23 protein-coding genes are annotated in these 19,577 nt (G+C 50.5%); 21 read left to right on the top strand and 2 right to left on the bottom strand.

The window, feature by feature from the left end; genetic code table 11:
• Nucleotides 1–58 precede the first annotated feature (58 nt).
• The 5 genes from ACQY69_RS07640 to ACQY69_RS07620 all read left to right on the top strand — a co-directional run bounded on the left by ACQY69_RS07640 (nt 59) and on the right by ACQY69_RS07620 (nt 3,853).
• Nucleotides 59–1,111, top strand: a complete 1,053-nt coding sequence (locus ACQY69_RS07640) for an anion permease (protein WP_428259938.1) — start codon at nt 59–61, stop codon at nt 1,109–1,111.
• Nucleotides 1,112–1,126: 15 nt separating this feature from the next.
• A complete protein-coding gene (locus ACQY69_RS07635) occupies nt 1,127–1,753 on the top strand; it encodes a DUF47 domain-containing protein (RefSeq protein ID WP_428259937.1) in 627 nt (208 codons plus the stop codon).
• 226 nt (nt 1,754–1,979) lie between these two features.
• Nucleotides 1,980–2,330 carry a PadR family transcriptional regulator gene (locus tag ACQY69_RS07630; protein ID WP_428259936.1) on the top strand — a complete coding sequence of 117 codons (351 nt, stop codon included), beginning with the start codon at nt 1,980–1,982 and terminating at the stop codon, nt 2,328–2,330.
• Nucleotides 2,323–2,982, top strand: coding sequence for a DUF1700 domain-containing protein (locus ACQY69_RS07625; protein WP_428259935.1), 660 nt, complete (start codon nt 2,323–2,325; stop codon nt 2,980–2,982). The genes ACQY69_RS07630 and ACQY69_RS07625 overlap by 8 nt, the downstream gene beginning before the upstream one ends.
• Entirely contained in the window at nt 2,975–3,853 is an 879-nt protein-coding gene (locus ACQY69_RS07620) for a DUF4097 family beta strand repeat-containing protein (RefSeq protein WP_428259934.1), read from the top strand. Before ACQY69_RS07625 ends, ACQY69_RS07620 begins: the two co-directional genes overlap by 8 nt.
• Nucleotides 3,854–3,983: 130 nt before the next feature.
• Here the strand turns inward: ACQY69_RS07620 and ACQY69_RS07615 are convergent, their stop codons facing one another.
• On the bottom strand, nt 3,984–4,799 hold the full coding sequence (locus tag ACQY69_RS07615; RefSeq protein ID WP_428259933.1) for a response regulator: 816 nt from the start codon (nt 4,797–4,799) through the stop codon (nt 3,984–3,986).
• A 176-nt stretch (nt 4,800–4,975) separates the two neighbouring features.
• Here ACQY69_RS07615 and ACQY69_RS07610 point away from each other — a divergent pair, with 176 nt between their 5' ends.
• From ACQY69_RS07610 to ACQY69_RS07540, 15 genes are all read left to right on the top strand, one after another.
• Nucleotides 4,976–5,662: a prepilin peptidase gene (locus ACQY69_RS07610; protein ID WP_428259932.1), complete on the top strand. Its 687-nt coding sequence runs from the start codon at nt 4,976–4,978 to the stop codon at nt 5,660–5,662.
• 90 nt (nt 5,663–5,752) lie between these two features.
• Complete coding sequence (gene truA, locus ACQY69_RS07605; RefSeq protein ID WP_428259931.1) at nt 5,753–6,592, top strand: tRNA pseudouridine(38-40) synthase TruA; 840 nt, start codon at nt 5,753–5,755, stop codon at nt 6,590–6,592.
• Nucleotides 6,593–6,608: 16 nt separating this feature from the next.
• Nucleotides 6,609–7,070 (top strand): deoxycytidylate deaminase, encoded by a 462-nt coding sequence (locus ACQY69_RS07600; protein WP_428259930.1) that lies wholly within the window; start codon nt 6,609–6,611, stop codon nt 7,068–7,070.
• Nucleotides 7,067–8,155 (top strand): MraY family glycosyltransferase, encoded by a 1,089-nt coding sequence (locus ACQY69_RS07595; RefSeq protein WP_428259929.1) that lies wholly within the window; start codon nt 7,067–7,069, stop codon nt 8,153–8,155. Before ACQY69_RS07600 ends, ACQY69_RS07595 begins: the two co-directional genes overlap by 4 nt.
• Complete coding sequence (locus tag ACQY69_RS07590) at nt 8,152–9,531, top strand: MATE family efflux transporter (RefSeq protein ID WP_428259928.1); 1,380 nt, start codon at nt 8,152–8,154, stop codon at nt 9,529–9,531. The genes ACQY69_RS07595 and ACQY69_RS07590 overlap by 4 nt, the downstream gene beginning before the upstream one ends.
• A 215-nt stretch (nt 9,532–9,746) precedes the next feature.
• Complete coding sequence (locus ACQY69_RS07585; RefSeq protein WP_428259927.1) at nt 9,747–10,073, top strand: hypothetical protein; 327 nt, start codon at nt 9,747–9,749, stop codon at nt 10,071–10,073.
• On the top strand, nt 10,073–10,744 hold the full coding sequence (gene atpB / locus ACQY69_RS07580) for a F0F1 ATP synthase subunit A (protein ID WP_428259926.1): 672 nt from the start codon (nt 10,073–10,075) through the stop codon (nt 10,742–10,744). The genes ACQY69_RS07585 and atpB overlap by 1 nt, the downstream gene beginning before the upstream one ends.
• Nucleotides 10,745–10,855: 111 nt before the next feature.
• A complete protein-coding gene (gene atpE / locus ACQY69_RS07575) occupies nt 10,856–11,080 on the top strand; it encodes an ATP synthase F0 subunit C (protein ID WP_428259925.1) in 225 nt (74 codons plus the stop codon).
• A 60-nt stretch (nt 11,081–11,140) separates the two neighbouring features.
• A complete protein-coding gene (gene atpF, locus ACQY69_RS07570) occupies nt 11,141–11,647 on the top strand; it encodes a F0F1 ATP synthase subunit B (RefSeq protein WP_428259924.1) in 507 nt (168 codons plus the stop codon).
• Complete coding sequence (gene atpH, locus ACQY69_RS07565) at nt 11,635–12,168, top strand: ATP synthase F1 subunit delta (protein ID WP_428259923.1); 534 nt, start codon at nt 11,635–11,637, stop codon at nt 12,166–12,168. Before atpF ends, atpH begins: the two co-directional genes overlap by 13 nt.
• Nucleotides 12,169–12,185: 17 nt before the next feature.
• Nucleotides 12,186–13,733 carry a F0F1 ATP synthase subunit alpha gene (gene atpA, locus ACQY69_RS07560; RefSeq protein WP_428259922.1) on the top strand — a complete coding sequence of 516 codons (1,548 nt, stop codon included), beginning with the start codon at nt 12,186–12,188 and terminating at the stop codon, nt 13,731–13,733.
• Between the two features lie 11 nt (nt 13,734–13,744).
• On the top strand, nt 13,745–14,611 hold the full coding sequence (gene atpG / locus ACQY69_RS07555; protein ID WP_428259921.1) for an ATP synthase F1 subunit gamma: 867 nt from the start codon (nt 13,745–13,747) through the stop codon (nt 14,609–14,611).
• Nucleotides 14,612–14,718: 107 nt separating this feature from the next.
• On the top strand, nt 14,719–16,110 hold the full coding sequence (gene atpD, locus ACQY69_RS07550) for a F0F1 ATP synthase subunit beta (RefSeq protein WP_428259920.1): 1,392 nt from the start codon (nt 14,719–14,721) through the stop codon (nt 16,108–16,110).
• Nucleotides 16,111–16,125: 15 nt separating this feature from the next.
• Nucleotides 16,126–16,563, top strand: a complete 438-nt coding sequence (locus ACQY69_RS07545) for a F0F1 ATP synthase subunit epsilon (RefSeq protein ID WP_428259919.1) — start codon at nt 16,126–16,128, stop codon at nt 16,561–16,563.
• 21 nt (nt 16,564–16,584) lie between these two features.
• The gene (locus ACQY69_RS07540) at nt 16,585–16,836 is read left to right on the top strand and encodes a TM1266 family iron-only hydrogenase system putative regulator (protein WP_428259917.1); all 252 of its coding nucleotides are present in this window, start codon (nt 16,585–16,587) and stop codon (nt 16,834–16,836) included.
• 85 nt (nt 16,837–16,921) lie between these two features.
• Here ACQY69_RS07540 and ACQY69_RS07535 read toward each other — a convergent pair whose 3' ends face one another.
• Nucleotides 16,922–18,088, bottom strand: a complete 1,167-nt coding sequence (locus ACQY69_RS07535; RefSeq protein WP_428261033.1) for a nucleoside recognition domain-containing protein — start codon at nt 18,086–18,088, stop codon at nt 16,922–16,924.
• A gap of 248 nt (nt 18,089–18,336) precedes the next feature.
• Here ACQY69_RS07535 and ACQY69_RS07530 point away from each other — a divergent pair, with 248 nt between their 5' ends.
• Nucleotides 18,337–19,479 (top strand): radical SAM protein, encoded by a 1,143-nt coding sequence (locus ACQY69_RS07530; RefSeq protein WP_428259915.1) that lies wholly within the window; start codon nt 18,337–18,339, stop codon nt 19,477–19,479.
• Nucleotides 19,480–19,577 lie beyond the last annotated feature (98 nt).

The raw sequence follows: 19,577 nt of genomic DNA, 5'->3' as shown, positions 1-19,577 counted from the left end.
TCTGTTTTATTTACAATTGTAAAGTACGTGTATAAATTTTGTAAAAAGAGGTCACGATATGACGATTTCATTTTTCACTTTCTTCGATCAGATGATATCGAATCCTGTTCTGGCGATAACCGTTCTGCTGACATTGGCGGTCATCCTTGTCAACGGATGGACAGACGCGCCTAACGCCATTGCCACATGCGTGTCGACCCGGGCTATTGGCGTCCGCAAGGCCATCGTCATGGCTGCCGTGTTCAACTTCTTTGGCGTGTTCGTCATGACGATGATAAACGCCAGTGTCGCCGCTACTATCTATAATATGGTGGATTTTGGCGGGGATGCTACGGAAGCGTTGATAGCACTGTGCGCCGCACTGTTTGCTATCGTCACCTGGGCGACTGCTGCCTGGTGGTTCGGTATCCCCACCAGTGAGAGCCATGCTCTCATCGCAGGTATATCAGGAGCGGCTATCGCTCTTCACAGCGGACTGGACGGGATCAATGGTTCGGAATGGATAAAAGTCATTTACGGTCTGGTGCTGTCCACGATTCTGGGATTCGCTTTCGGATGGTTCTGCTCCAAGATGATCACGTTTATCTGTCGAGGGATGGATCGACGCAGGACGACCCGTTTCTTCGGCGGAGCTCAGGTCGTAGGAGGTGCCACCATGGCTTTCATGCATGGGGCGCAGGATGGTCAGAAGTTCATGGGAGTCTTCATGTTGGGAGTATTCCTGGTCAATGGACAGAGTGGGACGACCACCTTTGAGATACCTATATGGTTGATGCTGCTGTGCAGCCTGGTCATGGGATTGGGGACATCTATCGGCGGATACCGCATCATCAAGTCGGTCGGCATGGATATGGTCAAGCTGGAAAAGTATCAGGGGTTCGCAGCAGATATTGCCGGGGCCGGATGCCTGCTCCTGTCTTCGCTTACCGGGCTCCCGGTCTCGACGACTCATACCAAGACTACGGCTATCATGGGTGTTGGCGCCGCGCGCAGGTTATCCAGTGTCAACTGGGGCATAGTCAAAGATATGGGTATGACATGGGTGCTTACATTCCCCGGATGCGGGCTGATAGGATTTTTGATGGCAAAATTGTTTATGTGGATATTCTAATGGAGGACGATAGATATGGGAAGGAAGAAAAATCACGATTATTTCAGCATGCTGGTGGATGGAGTTTCATACGCATGCGCCGCTGCGGAAATGCTCAATGAGTATCTGCAGGATTTTGAACCGGAGAAGCTGTCGCATCATATCGAGGAAATGCATAAGATAGAGCATGCGGCGGATATCGCCAAGCACGAGATGCTCCAGAAGCTGCTGAAAGAATTTATAACGACTATCGACAGAGAAGACATACTGGAGCTGGCTGACGTCATTGACGATGTGACAGACAGCCTGGAGGACGTGTTGTTGAGGATGTATATGTACAACATCACACAGCTCAGAGAGGAAGCGCTGGAGTTTTCCGCAATAATCATCAAGTGCTGCAGAGAGATGAAGATAATGATGGAGGAGTTCCCTAATTTCCGAAAGTCGAAAAAGCTCAAGGAGTCCATCATTGAGATCAATCGTCTGGAGGAAGAAGGAGACCAGCTGTTTACTGAGGCCATGCACAGGCTTTATGCGGACAAGCAGGCGGATCCGGTGGACGTAATGGCGTGGACGCTGTTATATGATCAGCTGGAACATTGCTGCGACAGGTGTGAGGATGTATCAGAGGCTGTGGAACGTGTCATACTGACAAACAGTTGATGAAGACGTACAGGAAGGCGACTGATCAGGACTGCTGAGATTGTCAGAGATATACAGACTGCTTCGCCGGATCTTATAGAGATCCGGCGGAGCAGTTTTTTATAATGTGCGAAAATAAGTTGTTGACAAATAATATTATATGATATATAGTATTAAACAGAAAACAATATTGTATAAAAAATCATGACCCGTGTCCCGCGGGAGGCGATACAGAGAGGAGGTACATATGGGCTTTAAGATAGAATCGGGGCTGTTGGATGCATGCGCTCTAGCTATCCTGGTCGAAGGAGATACTTACGGCTATGAGATAACGCAGTCGATGAAGCGTGCCATAGTGGTTTCGGAGTCCACCCTGTATCCTGTGCTGAGAAGATTGCAGAAGGAAGGTCTTTGCAGGACGTATGACATGCCGTATCAGGGCAGGAACAGGAGATATTATTCCATTACGGAAGAAGGAAGGAGCAAGCTCGAGGAGTACCGTACCCAGTGGCTCGATTACAAACATGCTATAGATACGTTTCTGGATGAGAAAACAGGGAAGGATCCAGAAGGAAAGGACGGAGGAGAAGATGAATAGGAGGGAATTCATAGCGAGGTTGAAGGAGGAGATCTCCAGATTACCTCAGGAGGAGATAGAAGCCGCCGTCGAGTACTATGAGGAGTACTTTGACGAGGCAGGAGCAGATAAGGAACAGGATGTGCTGGAACGCCTGGGCAGCCCTAAGAAGGTGGCGAGCCAGATAAAGTCGGAATATGCTGTGAGGTTATTCGATGAAGAGGAGGAGCCTACTGTTAAAAAGGGGTTGTCGGCGGCCTGGTATGTGGTGCTGGGGATATGCTCGGCACCGGTATCGATCCCGTTAGCAGTGGCATTGGGAGCGTTGGCAATATCCATATTCGTTGCGCTTATATGCTGTGTCATCGGTGTATTCGCCGGGATAGCCGGTTGCGTACTGGGAGCCATAGCATGCATAGTGGTAGGGATCCTGGCTATTCCCGTATCGATCTCGACAGCCGCATTCCTGATGGGGATAGGCCTTGTTGGGCTGAGCTTTATGGTGGCCATGGGTGCGCTGCTGGCTATGGGAGTCAAAGCCGGTACAGCGGCGATAGTGAAGACAGCCAGGCGACAGAACGAAAGGCGGCGCATAAGGAAAGCGCTGGAGGCCGGCGAACGGAAAAAGTGGCGTTACAGAGACGAGCAGGAAGGAGGCGAGAAAGATGCGTAACGGACATAACGGATTGAAACGCTTTTTTATCGTGTGCGGAGCTGTATGCTGCCTGGGACTGCTGATGGTTGTCATCGGTTATTTCACAGGTGGCATGCGCGGGGTGAACGATATGGATCAGAGATATGATTGGATAAAGGTCGGTGATGCGGAGATGAGCAGCGTCTCCCTGGGCGAGACGGCCGGGGAGAACGTGGGCTTCGATTCGGTCAGAGTTACGGGCGATATGGATGTGAATTTCATCAGCGGTGAAAAATCCGAGACAACACTGACCTATGACAAAACGTCGCAGCAACCGGTATTCGAGATACAGGATGGCGTTCTCATGGTGGATGCCAGGGAGATAAACGACACCACGTTGATAAACCTGGGCAGTGGAGACAGAACTCCATATCTGACGGTTTGTGTCCCGGAAGGTGAAGAGCTGGACAGCGTCGATATAGACACAAGTTACGGAGATGTCGATATGGACGGTATTTCGATGAAGACTGCTGACATATCCGCCGGTTATGGAGATATCCATATGAACAGGGTATCATACGGGAATATGGAGATCACTGCGGGGTACGGTGATGTGGATGGAACGTCCGTGGTCAGTGGGGGCCTTATCATCAGAGCTGATTCAGGGAACGTGGATATGAGAGGAGAGTTTTCAGGGGAGACGGACATCGCGGTGGATTATGGCGATGTTGATATGCAGACGTCGCTGACTGAAGACATGTACTCTTTCGATGTGAATGTCGATTATGGAGATCTGCGCATAGGCGCCAACAGCTATGGCGATTCCGGAAGAATACGCCAGGGGAACGGAGCACACCTCATCAAGATAGTATCCGACGCAGGAGATGTAGCCATAGATTTTGGAAGATAAACGGACAGAACGTGGAGAACAGGCAGGGGCGGCATGGTGTACCGCTCCTGTAAAATGCCGATAAAACATTAAAACTCGCGAATAGGCGGTCTATACCGTGTGCTCGTGAGTTTTTCTCTGTATTGCATTTCTACAATTGTACCTGACATATGAGACGCACGTCATCGCTTATGAGCGCCAGCATGCGCGACATGTCGGAAAGTCCGGCGGGAGTGCAGTCGCCTTCGGAGGCATGGCCTTTCAGTATGGTCTCCAGTTCTACCACATGTCTGTACAGAGAGGTGAGCCCCAACATCCCCGAAAGCCCTTTTATGGAGTGACACAGCATGGCGGCGTCGTAAAATTTCCGCTTTTCTATCAGTGCTGTGAGCCGCAGGGACAAATCGGCGTTATTATTTTTGAAATTGTTGAAATGCTTCATGAAGAGCCTTGGACTGTTGCCCATGTTGTCTATCGCTGTATGTATGTCGCAGATTTTCGGATCAAGGCTGGAAAAGCCGCATGTTTCCGCCGATATGATATCGGGGGAGAGCGAGTGGAGGATGGCTGACTTTATGTAGGGCGATATGGTCGTATAAAACGCGGCGGCGTTGAAAGGTTTGAAAAGCAGTAAGTCAAACAGCTCGTCAGTCTCCGCTGATTTTATTTTCTCTTCATCTCTGCTGGCGGCGGTCACGGCGATTATGGGCGAGGTGACGCCCAGCTGGCGTATTCTTTGAGTGGTGGCCAGCCCGTCCATACATGGAAGATTGATATCCATCAATATAAGGGAGTAGTAGTCACTTTCTACTGAGCCGCACATGGTGACTGCTTCCATTCCGTCAAAGGCGTTTTCGCATTTAACCCCTATATCGCTGAGGAATGTCTGTATTACCTCGTGGTTTGCCGCCGTATCGTCAACGATCAGGACGATATCCTTTTCGTGCGGTAACATGTTGCTTATCATAATTTATCTCCTTAATGTTGATTACTAGTGCCGTTACTGTGATTTTACAGGAAAATCGTAAATTTACTATATAAAACGTACGACGGCATTCTCCATATTACGACAAAAAACCCAAAATAATATTGTGGTGAAAAAAAGAAATTGATAGAATAAAGTAGATAAAGGGGGAAAACCGTATGGTGGAAATCATCATAAAGATCGTGGCAAGCGTTGTGGTGGGCACAGTTGCAGGCTTTTCGATCGTATATATATTCAATAGGATGCCGGCTCGCTGGCTGTGCGATTATGGCGAGAAGCCGCCACGGGAGTTGACGGATCCGCACATACAGAGAGTCAAAGGATTTCCCTGGCGGTGGATATATGCAGCCGGATTCGCGTGCCTGCTGGTCAGACTGTCGTTTTTCGACGTACGCATGGCGGCCGCGGGGCTTTTTGCATGTTGGGCCATGATGATGATAGGATTGGCTGATCTCAAATATATGGTGATACCTGACCAGTTTGTCATAATGTTGGCTCTGTCAGCTTTTGGCTTCATCCCTTACCACAGTTCCGTATGGCAGCCGTTGCTGGGAGCGCTTATCGGAGGAGGAGTCATGATGATGGTGGCTGTTCTGGGAGGGGCTGCATTCAAAAAGGAAGTGATGGGGTTCGGGGATGTGAAGCTGTTTGCTTCCCTGGGTCTGGCTCTGGGAGTGACGGGGACGGTGGCGACTCTTATAGGAGCCTCTATGCTCAGCGGTATCTTCGCTGCTGTGGGGCTGGCTTCGGGCAGATATAAAAAAGATGATACAAGGCCCCTGGGCCCGTACATATGCGGCTGCGGTTCGTTTTACATTTTCGTGGTATGGCCTTTCCTGCTGTGAGAGGTGAGAGACTGTCGGGAGAAATAATCGGTATTATCTAAACAATATCTGTAAATCCATGTCAAAGTATTATATAATGAAAGCGGAATTATGAAAAAAAATATTTTGCTGACAATAGAATACGACGGCTCGTCATTCCATGGCTGGCAGCGGCAGCCGGACAGACCGACGGTCCAGGGACATCTTGAAGAGGCGCTGTCGTCGTTGCTCAGGGAGAAGATAAGCCTCAACGGCACCAGCCGCACTGACGCGGGCGTTCACGCTTTAGGGCAGCGGGCGTCTTTTGAGACATCCAGCGGCATACCGGCAGGAAGGATAGCTCTTGCTGTCAATAATGCGCTGAGAAGCCGGGAGGAGGGAGCTTTTGCCGGTTCTCCGGTGAGAGTGATCTCGTCAGAGGAAAAGCCTGTCGGATTTCACGCCAGATTCGATTCCAAAGGGAAGAGATACATCTACAGGATAAGAAATTCGGCTGTGAATGATGTCTTCTCGAGGAACTATGTATATCATGTGGACAGGCCTTTGGATGTGGCTGCTATGAAGGAGGCGGCCGTGTGCTTGGAAGGAGTCCACGATTTCAAGTCCTTCGAGGCTTCGGGAGGGACGCCGAGAAAGACTACTGTCAGAAGGATATTCGACTTGGACGTGGTCGAAACGGGAAGAAATAACGACAAAAGAACGGCGGGAGACGGCCTGTCGATCCCCGGGAAAGAGGCTGCGGCCGGTTTTTCAGGGGATATTGAGATCAGCGTCAGCGGTGATGGCTTCCTGTACAATATGGTCAGGATAATCGTCGGGACGTTGGTGGATATCGGCCTGGGAAAGATGATGCCCGGGACGATGACGGACATCATGGAAGCCAGGGACAGACGTGCGGCCGGCCATACGGCGCCGCCCTATGGGCTCTATCTGGCGGAAGTTTATTATTGATGACAGGGGGAGAAATATGGATAACAGACCCAGCTGGGATGAATATTTCATGAATATGGCGGTATTGACTGCACAACGGTCCACATGCCTGAGAAGGCAGGTAGGCGCAGTCATAGTGAAAGACAAGCATATAATCGCGACAGGATACAATGGAGCTCCGAGAGGGCTGGAGCACTGCGGAGACCGGGAAGGCGGATGCCTCAGGCAGCAGCTGGGGATACCGTCGGGAGAGAAGCACGAACTGTGCCGGGCGTTACATGCGGAACAGAACGCTATAATACAGGCGGCGACCTTAGGGCAGAGCATAGAGGACGCTACCATTTACATAACTCACCAGCCTTGCGTCATATGCGCCAAGATGATAATAAACGCAGGCATAAGCAGGATAGTGGTGAAGGAAGGATACCCGGATCAGTTGTCAGTTGATATACTGGATGAAGCCGGGCTCAAGATAATAATGTTAGGAGAGATTAAGTGACAGCTACCAGTATAGAACTGTGGGGACCGTTCGTCGTCGCGCTGGTCGTGGCAGCGGCGGTGACGCCATTTGCTATCTGGGCCGCTCCCAGGCTGGGTATCATGGACGTGCCCAAGGATGAACGGAGGGTCCATAAAAAGCCGATGCCTCGATTCGGCGGCATCGCCATATACCTGGGAATCATGGTGTCGCTGCTTATTTTCGCGGTGAAGGACGAGGATTTCATCGCGGTGATGATAGGCTGTACGATGATATATATACTGGGGCTGATAGACGACGTAAAGGATCTGAAGCCTGTCGTGAAGCTGGCCGGGCAGTTGATATGCGCGGCGACAGTTTACGCCATGGGGATAAGGATAGAATTCATCACCAACTACTTTGGTCCCGGGAACACGGATTTTGGAGAAGTTACCTGCTTCGTCATAACGATGCTGTGGCTGGCGGCCATAACGAACGCGGTAAATCTGATAGACGGACTGGACGGCCTTGCTGCCGGCATATCAGCCATATCGGCTCTGTGCATCGGCTATGTTTCCTATATCCATGGCCAGTACGTCCCAACGCTGGCGATGATGGCCATAGCCGGAGCGTCGCTGGGATTTTTGCCGTACAATTTCCATCCGGCCAAGATCTTCATGGGCGACAGCGGTTCGCAGCTGCTGGGGTTTTCCATAGCGGCTGTTTCTGTGCTGGGTACCGTCAAAAGCGCTACCATCGTCGTGGTCATCATCCCGGCTCTGGTTCTGGGATTGCCTATATTCGATACGGTGATGGCTATTATCAGGAGAGTAGCTAAGCGTCAGTCCATCGGTACAGCTGACAGGGAACATCTCCACCACAGGATAATGAAGGCCGGATTCGGACAGCGTAGGGCGGTGATGATACTATACTGTATCAGCGGTATCATGGGGATAGTAGCCGTGCTTTACAGCAGGGGCCTGATGATAGAGTATCTGGGATTGATAGCGGTGGCTATCATGTTGGTTTATGTGCTGCTGTCGGATACAGGCAACAGGAATATAAGTCTCAAAGCTGACAAGATAACGAAGGAAAAGGACAGAGGAGGGAAGGAAAAGGGCAGATGACCGGCGAAAGGGAAATGGAAACGCTGAACAACAGGGATTTGCTGGGACTGCTGGCGAAGGTCGCGCTCCCTATAGCGCTGCAGAGTCTCATCGGCTCCAGTCTGAGTCTCATAGATAATCTGATGGTAGGGAGCCTGGGAGAAGTGGAGCTCAACGCTGTAGGAGTGTCGGTACAGCTGTTTTTCATACACTGGATGCTGCTGTATGGTTTTGCCGGAGGCTCAGCTACTTTCATATCGCAGTTTTACGGTGTCCGGGATTTTAAAAATATCAGGAAGACAACAGGTTTTGCTCTGACGATAGCCATGGGCATAGGCCTGCTGTTTTTTATTGCGGGATTTTTCTTTCCTGAGTACATCCTTCGCATATTCACGAAATACCCTGAAGTCATAGAGACTGGGGTCGGATATGTCAGGATCGGCTCGTTCACGTTTCTGATGCTTTCGATAACTCAGCCGTTTACCGTGGCGCTGAGGGCGACACAGCAGTCGGCGCTGCCGCTGATAGCCAGCGTCACGGCTCTGGGGACAAATACATTTCTCAACTGGGTGTTCATATTTGGCAATCTGGGAGCCCCGGCCCTGGGTGTGGAAGGGGCGGCACTGGCGACGGCTATAGCGCGGCTTCTGGAAATGCTGATAATCCTGTTTGAAGTGTTTGGACTCAGAAACAAGATAGCCGGCAGCCTTAAGGACTTCTTTGGATACAGCAGGGATCTGGCGACCAGGATAGTGAAAAACGCTTTACCGACCACTACAAACGAGACGCTTTGGGGGATCGGGACATCGCTGTATATCGCGGCATTTGCCAGGATAGGCATAGCTGAAGGAGCAGCTGTACAGGCCTGTAATACCATAAATAACATGTTCACTCTGGCGGCGTTCAGCGTTGGAGATGCTATCCTCATACTGGTGGGTCAGAAGCTGGGCGAAGGGAAACCGGAGCTGGCGTATACCATGTCCAAGAAAATGATCAAGATAGGTCTTGTCATAGGCATCGTCATGGGAGCAGGTGTCATAGCCGCAGGAGAACCGTTGTTGAGCCTGTTCAGCTTTTCCCGTCAGGGAGAAGAATACGCTTTCAGGATACTGATAATATACGGACTGACCATGTGGCTGACCATATACAACGCTACCCACGTGACTGGTACTCTGAGATGCGGCGGCGATACCAAATTCGCCATGGTGACGGAGACTGCCACGGTGTGGCTCATAGGTGTGCCTCTGGCATTCATAACATCCCTGTATCTGCAATGGCCTATATATCTGGCAGTGTTGGCTGTGAAGCTGGAGGAAGCAGTCAAAGGCATATTCCTTACGAAGCGATATTTCAGTAAAAAATGGCTGAGAAACGTGATAAAGGATATTGGCGATTGACGATGCGAAGGAGGCGTTGTCAGAGGTCAGGTAAAATGATGGCAAAGAAGTTGTGAAATTTTGACGAAAATTCATATTACAAAAAATGGTAAAAAGCTAAAAGCGTTGAAAAAACTAAATTGTTAATTAAAAGACTTAAAAAAAACATTTTACAATCGGAGCAAAGAAGTGTATAATTTAGAGAACTCAGGACAAGTGAGAGGAGATGGACACAGGTGACTTATGCTATAGGAGGTTTGGCAGGATTGGTTTTGGGACTGGCGGTAGGTTTCCTGAAAAATCTTCTGCTTTGGAAAAAATATCTCCGGAACGAGGAGGCTGCCGGCGAAGCGGCAGGCAGAGTCGGAGATCTATATGCGCGGGCGCTGATAAGCTATGGAGTGAACGTGGTGACGTTAGTGCTGGCGTTTCTGGTGAGAAATTTTCTGCCCTTCAGCGAAATCGCCTTTCTGATAGGGACGGCTGCGGGGCTTGTTGTCATGAATAAAGTTCTGGTGTTTGGCCAGAAGAAACAGGGTGATGGACGAAGGGAGGAGCTGTGATGATAGACGCGCTGCATTCCATAGGGATGTCCAACGGCATGATAACCAGTGCCGTTATTACGATAATACTGTGTGTCGTTTCCATTGTGGCGGGACGGAGGCTCCAGACGGTGCCGTCCGGTTTTCAGAATTTCGCTGAATGGGCCATAGAGAGCCTTTATAACTTCTTTTCGGGGATCATGGGCGACAAAGCCTGTCGGAGATATTTCCCGCTGGTAGCCACGCTGTTCATATACATTTTGCTGGCTAATTATTCGGGCCTGCTGCCGGGATCAGGACATATAGACGGACTGGAAGCGCCTACCGGCTCCATAAACTGTACGATGGCCATGGCGATAATAGTATTCGTGACCATGTTCGCGGTGGGGATAAGATCTCATCATGGCCTGGGATATTTCAAGCACTATTTCAAGCCGTTCGCTTTCCTGTTCCCGTTGATGATACTTGAGGATCTGGTGAAACCTGTTTCGCTGACGCTCCGTCTTTACGGCAATATATTCGGAGAGCATACGGTGACAAATTCCTTCTTCGATCTGGTGCCGATCGGCCTGCCTGTGGTGATGCAGGCTCTCAGCGTTCTGATGGGGCTGATACAGGCACTGGTGTTCGCGCTGTTGGCAGCTATATACATCAAGGAGGCTATGCCGGAGGATGAGGAAGAACATCTGTGAGGAGACGTTGTCTGAACGCGGGACGTCGTATCGGCGCTCCGCTTCATATATACATATATAATTGTAAAAAACAAGCGCCGCAAGGCGCGCAGTGAAAGGAGAGAATCGATTATGGGAGGTTTAATAGCAATAGGTGCAGGATTGGCGATAGGTCTGGCAGCGATAGGTCCTGGAATAGGACAGGGCATCGCGGCGGGAAAAGCTCTTGAAGGAATGGCGCGCCAGCCTGAAGCGGCAGGTATGCTCCGTACCAATATGATACTTTCGTTTGCTTTTATGGAATCCCTCAGTATATACGGACTGCTGGTAGCGTTCCTGCTGTTTGCGCAGATATAGGCAGGCAGACGCGCGAGGAACTGACATTACTGAATTTAGCGATGAAAGGGAAACGTAATTATGGTTGAAGCATTGGGGATAAACTTACAAGAGTTTATATTCTACTTGATCAATTTCCTGATTCTCGTGGGGATATTGACCAAGTTTTTGTACAGACCTTTTTTGAACGTGCTTGCCACCAGGAAGCAGTCCATCAAGGACGCCCTTGACAACGCCGAACTCACCAACAGAAGAGCTGATGAGAAGATGGAAAATTACAGCAAGCGGATCGCCAGAGTCGAAGAGGAGAGCCGTGAGATCATCAGGGAAGCCAGGGTGAAGGCCGATGCGCAGGCGCGTGATATCATAGACGAAGCTCATCGGGAGGCGGCGGCCATCCTTGCCAAAGCGGAGAAATCCATAGAGCAGGAGAAGGAAAAAGCCATGGAGGACATGAAACAGGAGATCGCCGCTCTCGCTATTCTCGCTGCCGAGAAGATCGTGGAGCATGAGATCCAGAAGATGGGACAGGAAGCTGTCGTGGATGAGATCATAAGACAGGCAAGGAGTACGGGATGGAAGAACTGACCATTGATTTTACTTACGGCACCGCTCTTTTTGAAGCGGCGAAAGAAACCGGGAAGACAGAGGTCATAAAAGAAGAGGCTGCGGGTGTGGCGGAGATATTCCGCAGCCAGCACGACCTGTATAATTTCGTGAAATCCCCGGGTATTTCCGCGGATGAAAAGAAGACCGTGATAGGAAATATATTTGAGAGCAGGATCTGTGAGGAGCTCCTTAATTTTCTGTATATCCTCATAGATAAAGGAAGGATAATGCACTTCGACAAGATGGTCAAAGTGTATGTGAAGCTGGTAGATAAAGAGGAAGGGATTTCCTACGGAACTGTATATTCGGTCGTCGATCTCGACGATGAACGGATAAAGGAGCTGGAGGAAGAAACTTCCGGGCTTCTCAAAGTAAATGTAAAGCTGAAAAACGAAATCGATCCCAAGCTGATAGGCGGCGTCAAGATACTTGTGGACGGTAAGATGATCGACGCGTCTGTCAGAAAGAAATTTGATGACCTCAGCAGGCAGATAGGCTGAGGCAGGGAGGATATAAAATGAATTTAAGACCGGAAGAGATCAGCGCGGTAATAAAAGAACAGATAAAAAACTATAAGAATAAGCTGGATATTTCCGATTTTGGTACGGTGATCCAGGTGGGAGACGGCATCGCCAGAGTCTTCGGGCTGGAAAACTGCATGGCCGGAGAGCTGCTGGAGTTTTCGGGAAATACCTACGGCATGGCTCTCAACCTGGAAGAAGACAATGTGGGCGCCGTGATCCTGGGTTCTGACCGGGAAATACGAGAGGGCGATATCGTCAGACCTATGGGAAAAGTAGTGGAAGTTCCGGTGGGGGACAATCTGCTGGGGCGTGTCGTCAACGCGTTGGGACAGCCTATAGACGGTAAAGGCACCATCGTATCCAACGAGTCCCGGCCGATAGAGTGCGCGGCACCGGGAGTGCTGCAGAGAAAATCGGTAAATCAGCCTCTCCAGACAGGTATCAAAGCTATCGACTCGATGATACCTATAGGCAGAGGACAGAGAGAGCTGATAATAGGAGACAGACAGACGGGAAAGACTGCGATTGCTATAGATACCATATTGAACCAGAAGGGACAGGATGTTATCTGCATATATGTAGCTATAGGGCAGAAGGCTTCGACCGTGGCCCAGTTGGTTCAGAACCTGCAGGACAGAGGAGCCATGGAATACACCATCGTCGTGTCGGCTACAGCCTCAGATGTGTCGCCTCTCCAGTACATCGCGCCTTACGCGGGATGTGCTATGGCGGAGTATTTCATGTACAAGGGAAAGGATGTCCTTATCGTTTACGACGATTTGTCGAAGCATGCGGTGGCGTACAGAGCCATGTCGCTTTTGCTGAGAAGACCGCCTGGCAGAGAGGCTTATCCGGGAGATGTATTTTATCTCCATTCCAGACTTCTGGAAAGGGCGGCGAGGCTTTCCGACGAGTTGGGCGGCGGCTCTATCACAGCGTTGCCTATCATAGAGACTCAGGCCGGAGATGTATCGGCATACATCCCGACTAACGTTATCTCTATCACCGACGGGCAGATATTCCTGGAGACGGAGCTGTTTTTCGCGGGGCAGCGGCCGGCCGTAAACGCCGGTATCTCTGTATCGCGAGTAGGAGGAAACGCTCAGATAAAAGCTATGAAAAAAGTGGCCAGCTCTATCAAACTGGATCTGGCTCAGTACAGAGAACTGGCTAATTTCGCTCAGTTTGGTTCCGATGTGGATGACGAGACCAAGACACGTCTGGAACACGGCCGGATACTGATGGAAATACTCAAACAGCCGCAGTATCAGCCGATACCTGTGGAGAGGCAGATAATGATAATATACGCCGCTGTCAACAAGTACCTGACAGAGATCGGGGCGGATAATGTCAAAGTGTTCGAAAAGCGCTTGTATACGCTGATGTCGGAGGAATACCCTCATGTAGGCAACGCCATAAGGGATACAGGCGTACTGGATGAGGCCAACGAGAAACAGCTCATCGAAGGAATAGAGCGACTCAAGAAAGAGATGAAGCGAGAGCTGGGAATAAAGGAAACGGAGCACGGTGAGGCCGATTAGGAGGTGTTATTATGGCATCGGACAGCATGCAGGACATAAAGAGGCGCATCAAGAGCGTCACCAGTACGGAGCACATAACAAACGCCATGAAGCTGGTATCGGCAGGTAAGCTGAGAAAGGCCAAAGCCATCTTCGAAAAAACCAACGCCAATTCCCACTATATAACCCATACTATAGCGGAGATCTTCCACAGCGGGCAGGACATCCCGCAGGAATATCTGGCTGGCAACAGGGAGATAAAAACCACCTGTTACATAGTGGTGACCAGCGGACGAGGTCTCTGCGGAGGATTCAATTCCAATGTTCTGAAAGAGGCCCAGCGGGAAATAGATACGGATTGGGAAGAACCGATCATATACGCTATAGGGACCAAGGGAAAAGAATATTTCGAAAAACGAGGATATAAGATATACGGAGATTATCTGGCTCCACCTGAGGACATATCCTTCCTCGAGACCAGAGAAATGAGTCTTCCTATAATAGACATGTACAATAGAGGTGAGATCGATGAGGTGGTCCTGATATATACCTCCTTCATAAGCTCCATGGAGCAGGAAGTGAAGAATATCACACTGCTGCCTTTCGAGGTAGAAGAGGATCCGGATATAATGAGGAACTCCAAGCCGGTGGAATACGAGCCGTCTGTGGAGGCTGTCTTCAACTATCTGGTGCCTAAATACGTTGAGACTATGATATACGCCGCAGTGGTGGAATCGGCCACATGTGAGCACGCGGCCAGAAGGACGGCCATGGAAAACGCTACGGACAACGCGAGGGAGATGCTGGAACAGCTGTCGCTCAATTACAACAGAGCCAGACAGTCGGCTATCACCGATGAGATAATAGAGATCGTCGCGGGATCCGATGCGCAGAAATAGGAGGCCCTCTGCGAGGACACAGATGCTCACCTTCGGTGAGCAGATAAAGGAGGCCCTCTGCGAGGACACGGATGCTCACCTTTGGTGAGCAGATAAAGGAGGCGAAAATGAGCAAGGGAATAATACATCAGATCATAGGCCCTGTAATAGATATCAAATTCAATGAGGATGAGATGCCGGAGTTGCTGAATGCCATCAATATCACTCATGAAGGAAAGTTGATAGTGACGGAAGTGGCTCAGCACATTGGCGATGATGTGGCCAGATGTATCGCGCTGTCATCCACTGACGGTCTGCGCAGGGGGATGGAAGCCGTGGATACGGGAGAGCCTATCAAAGTGCCTGTAGGGAAGGAAGTCCTGGGCAGGATGTTTAACGTTATCGGCGACACCATAGATGAAAAGGGCGATGTGGGGACGGAGCTGAGAGCATCTATCCACAGGGCGGCTCCGCCTTTCGAGGAACAGGATACGTCTGCTCAGATATTCGAGACAGGTATCAAGGTCATAGACCTTATAGCTCCGTATACCAGAGGAGGTAAAGTCGGCCTCTTTGGCGGCGCCGGAGTAGGCAAGACTGTCCTGATACAGGAGCTCATCAGTAACATAGCAAGAGAGCACGGCGGCATTTCCGTATTCGCCGGAGTAGGAGAGCGTACCAGAGAAGGGAACGATCTTTACTACGAGATGATAGAGTCGGGCGTTATCGATAAAACGGCCATGGTATTCGGACAGATGAACGAACCTCCGGGGGCCAGAATGAGGGTCGCACTTACAGGGCTGACCATGGCGGAATATTTCCGTGATAAGGAAAATCAGGATGTGCTGCTGTTCATAGATAATATATTCAGGTTCACTCAGGCGGGATCCGAGGTATCGGCGCTGCTGGGACGTGTACCGTCAGCTGTAGGATATCAGCCGACGCTGGCTACGGAAATGGGTGCGCTCCAGGAGAGGATAACATCGACGAAGAATGGTTCCATAACATCAGTACAGGCTGTATACGTGCCTGCTGATGACTTGACGGACCCGGCGCCGGCGACCACTTTCGCTCATCTGGATGCGACGACAGTACTTTCCAGATCCATCACTGAATTGGGTATATATCCGGCGGTCGATCCGCTGGAGTCTACTTCCAGGATAATGGATCCGCTTATACTGGGCGAGGAGCATTATCAGACGGCCAGAGGTGTACAGGAAGTATTGCAGCGGTACAAGGACCTTCAGGATATAATCGCTATCCTGGGTATGGATGAGCTGTCGGATGACGACAAGCTTATCGTAGCCAGAGCGAGAAAGATACAGCGATTCCTTTCCCAGCCATTCAGCGTGGCGTCCCAGTTCACCGGAATGGAAGGAAAATATCTGCCTCTCAAGGAAACTGTCAGGGGCTTCAAGGAGATATTGGAGGGAAGACACGACGAGATCCCGGAGCAGATGTTCCTGTTCGCAGGCGGGATCGACGAGGTTGTCGAGAAATTTGAGAACAGCAGAAAGTAAAGGCGGGAGACGGGTATGGCAAACAGCGTGAAATTGGAGATAATAACTCCGTCAAAGATGTTTTACCGCGGGTATGTGGAGCTGGTGATCGTCACCACGCTGGAAGGAGACGAAGGCTTCATGGCGGGCCATTCCTGGGCCTGCAAGCTCCTGGACATAGGAGAATTGTGGATACAGGAAGAAGGCGCCGCCAAAGATGAGTTCAGAGTTGCTGCCGTAGCGGGCGGATTTATTGATGTGCGCGACAGCATCATTATCTATACTGACGCCGTCGAGTGGTCGGAGGATATAGACATGGAGCGCGTCCTCAGCGAGAAGGCCAAAGCGGAGGACTGGTTGACTCATCATCAGGAGGATGCGGACCCTAACGATGTTTTGAAGGCCAAGATCGCCATTTCCAAGGCGATAACCAGGTCTCATGTCGCCGAAGGCGGCTATAGGAGGAAGCACTGATAAATAGTAGGAGGGATGATAATGAGTACTGATACGAGGACTGCGCTGATAGGGATAATCGTGGAAAACGAGGACTCTGTAGAAGCGCTCAATGCGTTGCTTCATGAGTACAGAAGCGACATAATCGGCAGGATGGGAGTACCACATCCGGAAAAGGGTATCTCCATCATCAGCATTGCCATGGACGCTGATCAGGATGTCATCAGCGCCTTGTCGGGAAAGCTGGGAGCGCTGGAAGGAGTCAGCACTAAGACTATATATTCCAATAAGTAGATATGACGGATGGAACCCCATTTCCTAGTGTTACCATGAGGAAGCGGGGTTTTTTATTTGGGCCGGCATGCGTTTCTCTGCAGATTTATGTCGACATATGGCATATCAGAAGACCTATCCTGTATACAGCGAATGCGATGACCCATGCCGCCGTCGTATTGATACAGAACATGGCTATGGCTTGTTTCGCTCCTCCTGCGTGACTTTTTACTGCGGACAGAGTGGCGACACAGGGGGCGTAAAGGAGGCAAAAGACCATGAATGAAAGGGCGGCAGGTGGAGTAAAGGTATGTAGAAGTATCTGGGAGAGTGCGGCGCTGTTGTCGGAGAGTCCTGCAGAAAACCCATCCGCGGGGGATCCGGATGATGAGAGGACAGCGAAGGTGCTGATCACGGCTTCTTTGGCGGACAGACCTGCGATGATGGCGGCTGCGGCTCTCCAGTCTTCGAAGCCAAGAGGTGCCAGAAGAGGAGCGACGGTTTTCCCCAGACAGGCGAGAAGACTATTGCTGCCATCGGGGGAGAATTGGAATGCTGTATCGAAGGATCGAAGGAACCAGATGATGGCAGAAGCCGCCAGTATCACGGTAAAGGCTTTTTTTACGAAACCTGCCGCGCTGGAGACAGCCGCTGATGTGACGATCCTCATGTCAGGGATGCGTAAAAGCGATCTGCTGGGAGTGCTGCAGCTCCCGGGGCTGTGATAACGGCAGACTGCCGGATGTCTTTGACAATGACCGGGAACAGGGCAAAGATATTTGGCGGCCAGTCCGCAGATAAGTGCAGCAATGATGCCTATCACGTATACACAGATAATTGCCAATAAGCGATACGAATCGAAGAAGGCGGCGGCGAACATGGAATATATGGGAAGCTTGGCGCTGCACGACATGAAGGGGATGAGGGAAACGGTGATGAGTCTTGTTCTCTTGTCAGAGATGGAGGCGGCGGCCAGTACGGCAGGCACAGAACAGCCAAACCCTGATATCATAGGGACGACACATCTGCCGGAAAGACCGACGCGGGACATGGGGCCGTCCAGGATAGCTGCCACGGAGGAGAGATATCCTGACTCTTCCAGGAGAGAAAGCAGGAAAAACAAGGTGGCGATAACAGGGATGAAGGAAAGAACACTGCCTACACCTGCCCAGATGCCGTCGATGAGCAGCGAGGTCAGCAGTGGAGGCGCGTCAAGACGGGAGAGGATGGTGGAGAGAGCTTCGGCGGCGCCGTCCACGCAAAATGACAGCATGTTTTCCAGAAGCCTGCCTGCTGTGTTGAAGGTGATATAAAAGACGCAGGCCATCACTGCCAGGAATATGGGTATGGCCGTGACTTTATGTGTAAAGAGTCGGCATATCATCATTGTTCCTCCTTATGGAGCGGTAAAGGGTGTGATATAATCACTATGTATAAATGTTATGTGAACACGCGTATCTTAATTACAGAGAAATCTCCCAGAGAAGAATAAGGATGACAAAGAGGAATAAGGAGGACGATATGGAAAGAACATTCAGGATAGGGCCTATAAGACCACCCAGTGAAGCGGAAAGTCTGCTGCTTCAGGTGACTAACGGCTGCACCTGGAACAAGTGCAAGTTCTGCCAGCTTTACAGACATACGAAGTTCAAAGCATACAGTGCTGACAGTATAAAGGCCGATATCGACAACATGGCTTATCAGGCCAGGATAGTCGAAAGCTACAGGAATGCCGATGGTACGTGGGATATAGACGGCCTCAATATGGAGCTGGCCCGGGGGACTGATGAAGAACGACAATGCTTTTATATGATGGCCAACTGGATAATAGACGGTGCGGAGAATGTATTCCTGCAGGATGGCAACACCACGGCGCTCAGCAGCGGGAGGCTTTCCGACGTGTTGATATATCTGAGGCAGACCTTTCCGTCCATAAAGAGGATAACGTCCTATGGCAGAGCGGAAAATCTGGCTAAGGTCAGCGCGGAAGAGTTCGCCGAACTGAAAGCGGCGGGGCTGGACAGGATACATTCCGGTTTTGAATCTGGATCCGACGCGGTACTGAAGAAGATCAACAAAGGTGTCACACAGCAGCAGGAGATAACGGCAGGGAAGAATGTCAAGGCGGGCGGCATAGAGCTTTCCGTTTATTTCATGCCGGGAATAGGCGGCAGGGAGCTCACGAAGGATAATGCGGAAGAAACGGCATACGTGGTCAACGAGATAAACCCTGACTTCCTCAGGATAAGAACAGCCGCGGTGAAGCCGGGGACGGAGCTGTATGACGATTTTGCCGCCGGGGATTTCACCTTGTGCAGCGACGATGAGAAGCTGATAGAGCTGAGGACCGTCATAGAGAGGGCCGAAGATGTGGATACAAGGCTGGTGAGCGACCATATGATAAACCTCCTTCAGGATGTGGAGGGCAGTCTCAAAAATGATAAATCCAAAATACTGGCCATGATAGATCAATATCTGACCATGCCTGAAAAGGATCGAAAAATGTATCAGGCTGCCAGAAGAATGGTGAGAGTGAGCAAGCCGGCCGATATGAAGAGGCTGAGCGCCGGGGAAATCGCCAGGCTTGAGAAAAAAGTCATGTCCATACCGGATCCGTATCAGTGGGAAATCGAGATGAACAGGTTGATTTCCAGGTATATTTAAAAATATTTATGAATTTTCAGAAAATAGCACTGTGGTGCTATTTTCTTTTTCCCGCTAATATGTATAATCTCTGATAAGTCGAAGTCGTGCAGTCAAGT

The sequence above is a fragment of the Gallibacter sp. Marseille-QA0791 genome (assembly GCF_965119705.1).
In the GTDB taxonomy this organism is placed as follows: Bacteria; Bacillota; Clostridia; order Peptostreptococcales; family Anaerovoracaceae; genus Lentihominibacter; species Lentihominibacter excrementipullorum.
This window is presented reverse-complemented; position numbering and strand designations above follow the sequence as displayed.

Bases quoted from the DNA above. Each gene is read 5' to 3' on its own strand.
- ACQY69_RS07600 (WP_428259930.1), top strand. From the start codon at position 6,609: ATGGATAACAGACCCAGCTGGGATGAATATTTCATGAATATGGCGGTA.
- ACQY69_RS07640 (WP_428259938.1), top strand. From the start codon at position 59: ATGACGATTTCATTTTTCACTTTCTTCGATCAGATGATATCGAATCCT.
- ACQY69_RS07545 (WP_428259919.1), top strand. From the start codon at position 16,126: ATGGCAAACAGCGTGAAATTGGAGATAATAACTCCGTCAAAGATGTTT.
- ACQY69_RS07590 (WP_428259928.1), top strand. From the start codon at position 8,152: ATGACCGGCGAAAGGGAAATGGAAACGCTGAACAACAGGGATTTGCTG.
- ACQY69_RS07610 (WP_428259932.1), top strand. From the start codon at position 4,976: ATGGTGGAAATCATCATAAAGATCGTGGCAAGCGTTGTGGTGGGCACA.
- truA (WP_428259931.1), top strand. From the start codon at position 5,753: ATGAAAAAAAATATTTTGCTGACAATAGAATACGACGGCTCGTCATTC.
- ACQY69_RS07635 (WP_428259937.1), top strand. From the start codon at position 1,127: ATGGGAAGGAAGAAAAATCACGATTATTTCAGCATGCTGGTGGATGGA.
- ACQY69_RS07535 (WP_428261033.1), bottom strand. From the start codon at position 18,088: ATGCTGTCATTTTGCGTGGACGGCGCCGCCGAAGCTCTCTCCACCATC.
- ACQY69_RS07630 (WP_428259936.1), top strand. From the start codon at position 1,980: ATGGGCTTTAAGATAGAATCGGGGCTGTTGGATGCATGCGCTCTAGCT.
- atpB (WP_428259926.1), top strand. From the start codon at position 10,073: ATGATAGACGCGCTGCATTCCATAGGGATGTCCAACGGCATGATAACC.
- atpD (WP_428259920.1), top strand. From the start codon at position 14,719: ATGAGCAAGGGAATAATACATCAGATCATAGGCCCTGTAATAGATATC.
- ACQY69_RS07620 (WP_428259934.1), top strand. From the start codon at position 2,975: ATGCGTAACGGACATAACGGATTGAAACGCTTTTTTATCGTGTGCGGA.
- atpE (WP_428259925.1), top strand. From the start codon at position 10,856: ATGGGAGGTTTAATAGCAATAGGTGCAGGATTGGCGATAGGTCTGGCA.
- atpG (WP_428259921.1), top strand. From the start codon at position 13,745: ATGGCATCGGACAGCATGCAGGACATAAAGAGGCGCATCAAGAGCGTC.
- atpF (WP_428259924.1), top strand. From the start codon at position 11,141: ATGGTTGAAGCATTGGGGATAAACTTACAAGAGTTTATATTCTACTTG.
- atpA (WP_428259922.1), top strand. From the start codon at position 12,186: ATGAATTTAAGACCGGAAGAGATCAGCGCGGTAATAAAAGAACAGATA.
- ACQY69_RS07540 (WP_428259917.1), top strand. From the start codon at position 16,585: ATGAGTACTGATACGAGGACTGCGCTGATAGGGATAATCGTGGAAAAC.
- ACQY69_RS07615 (WP_428259933.1), bottom strand. From the start codon at position 4,799: ATGATAAGCAACATGTTACCGCACGAAAAGGATATCGTCCTGATCGTT.
- atpH (WP_428259923.1), top strand. From the start codon at position 11,635: ATGGAAGAACTGACCATTGATTTTACTTACGGCACCGCTCTTTTTGAA.
- ACQY69_RS07625 (WP_428259935.1), top strand. From the start codon at position 2,323: ATGAATAGGAGGGAATTCATAGCGAGGTTGAAGGAGGAGATCTCCAGA.
- ACQY69_RS07530 (WP_428259915.1), top strand. From the start codon at position 18,337: ATGGAAAGAACATTCAGGATAGGGCCTATAAGACCACCCAGTGAAGCG.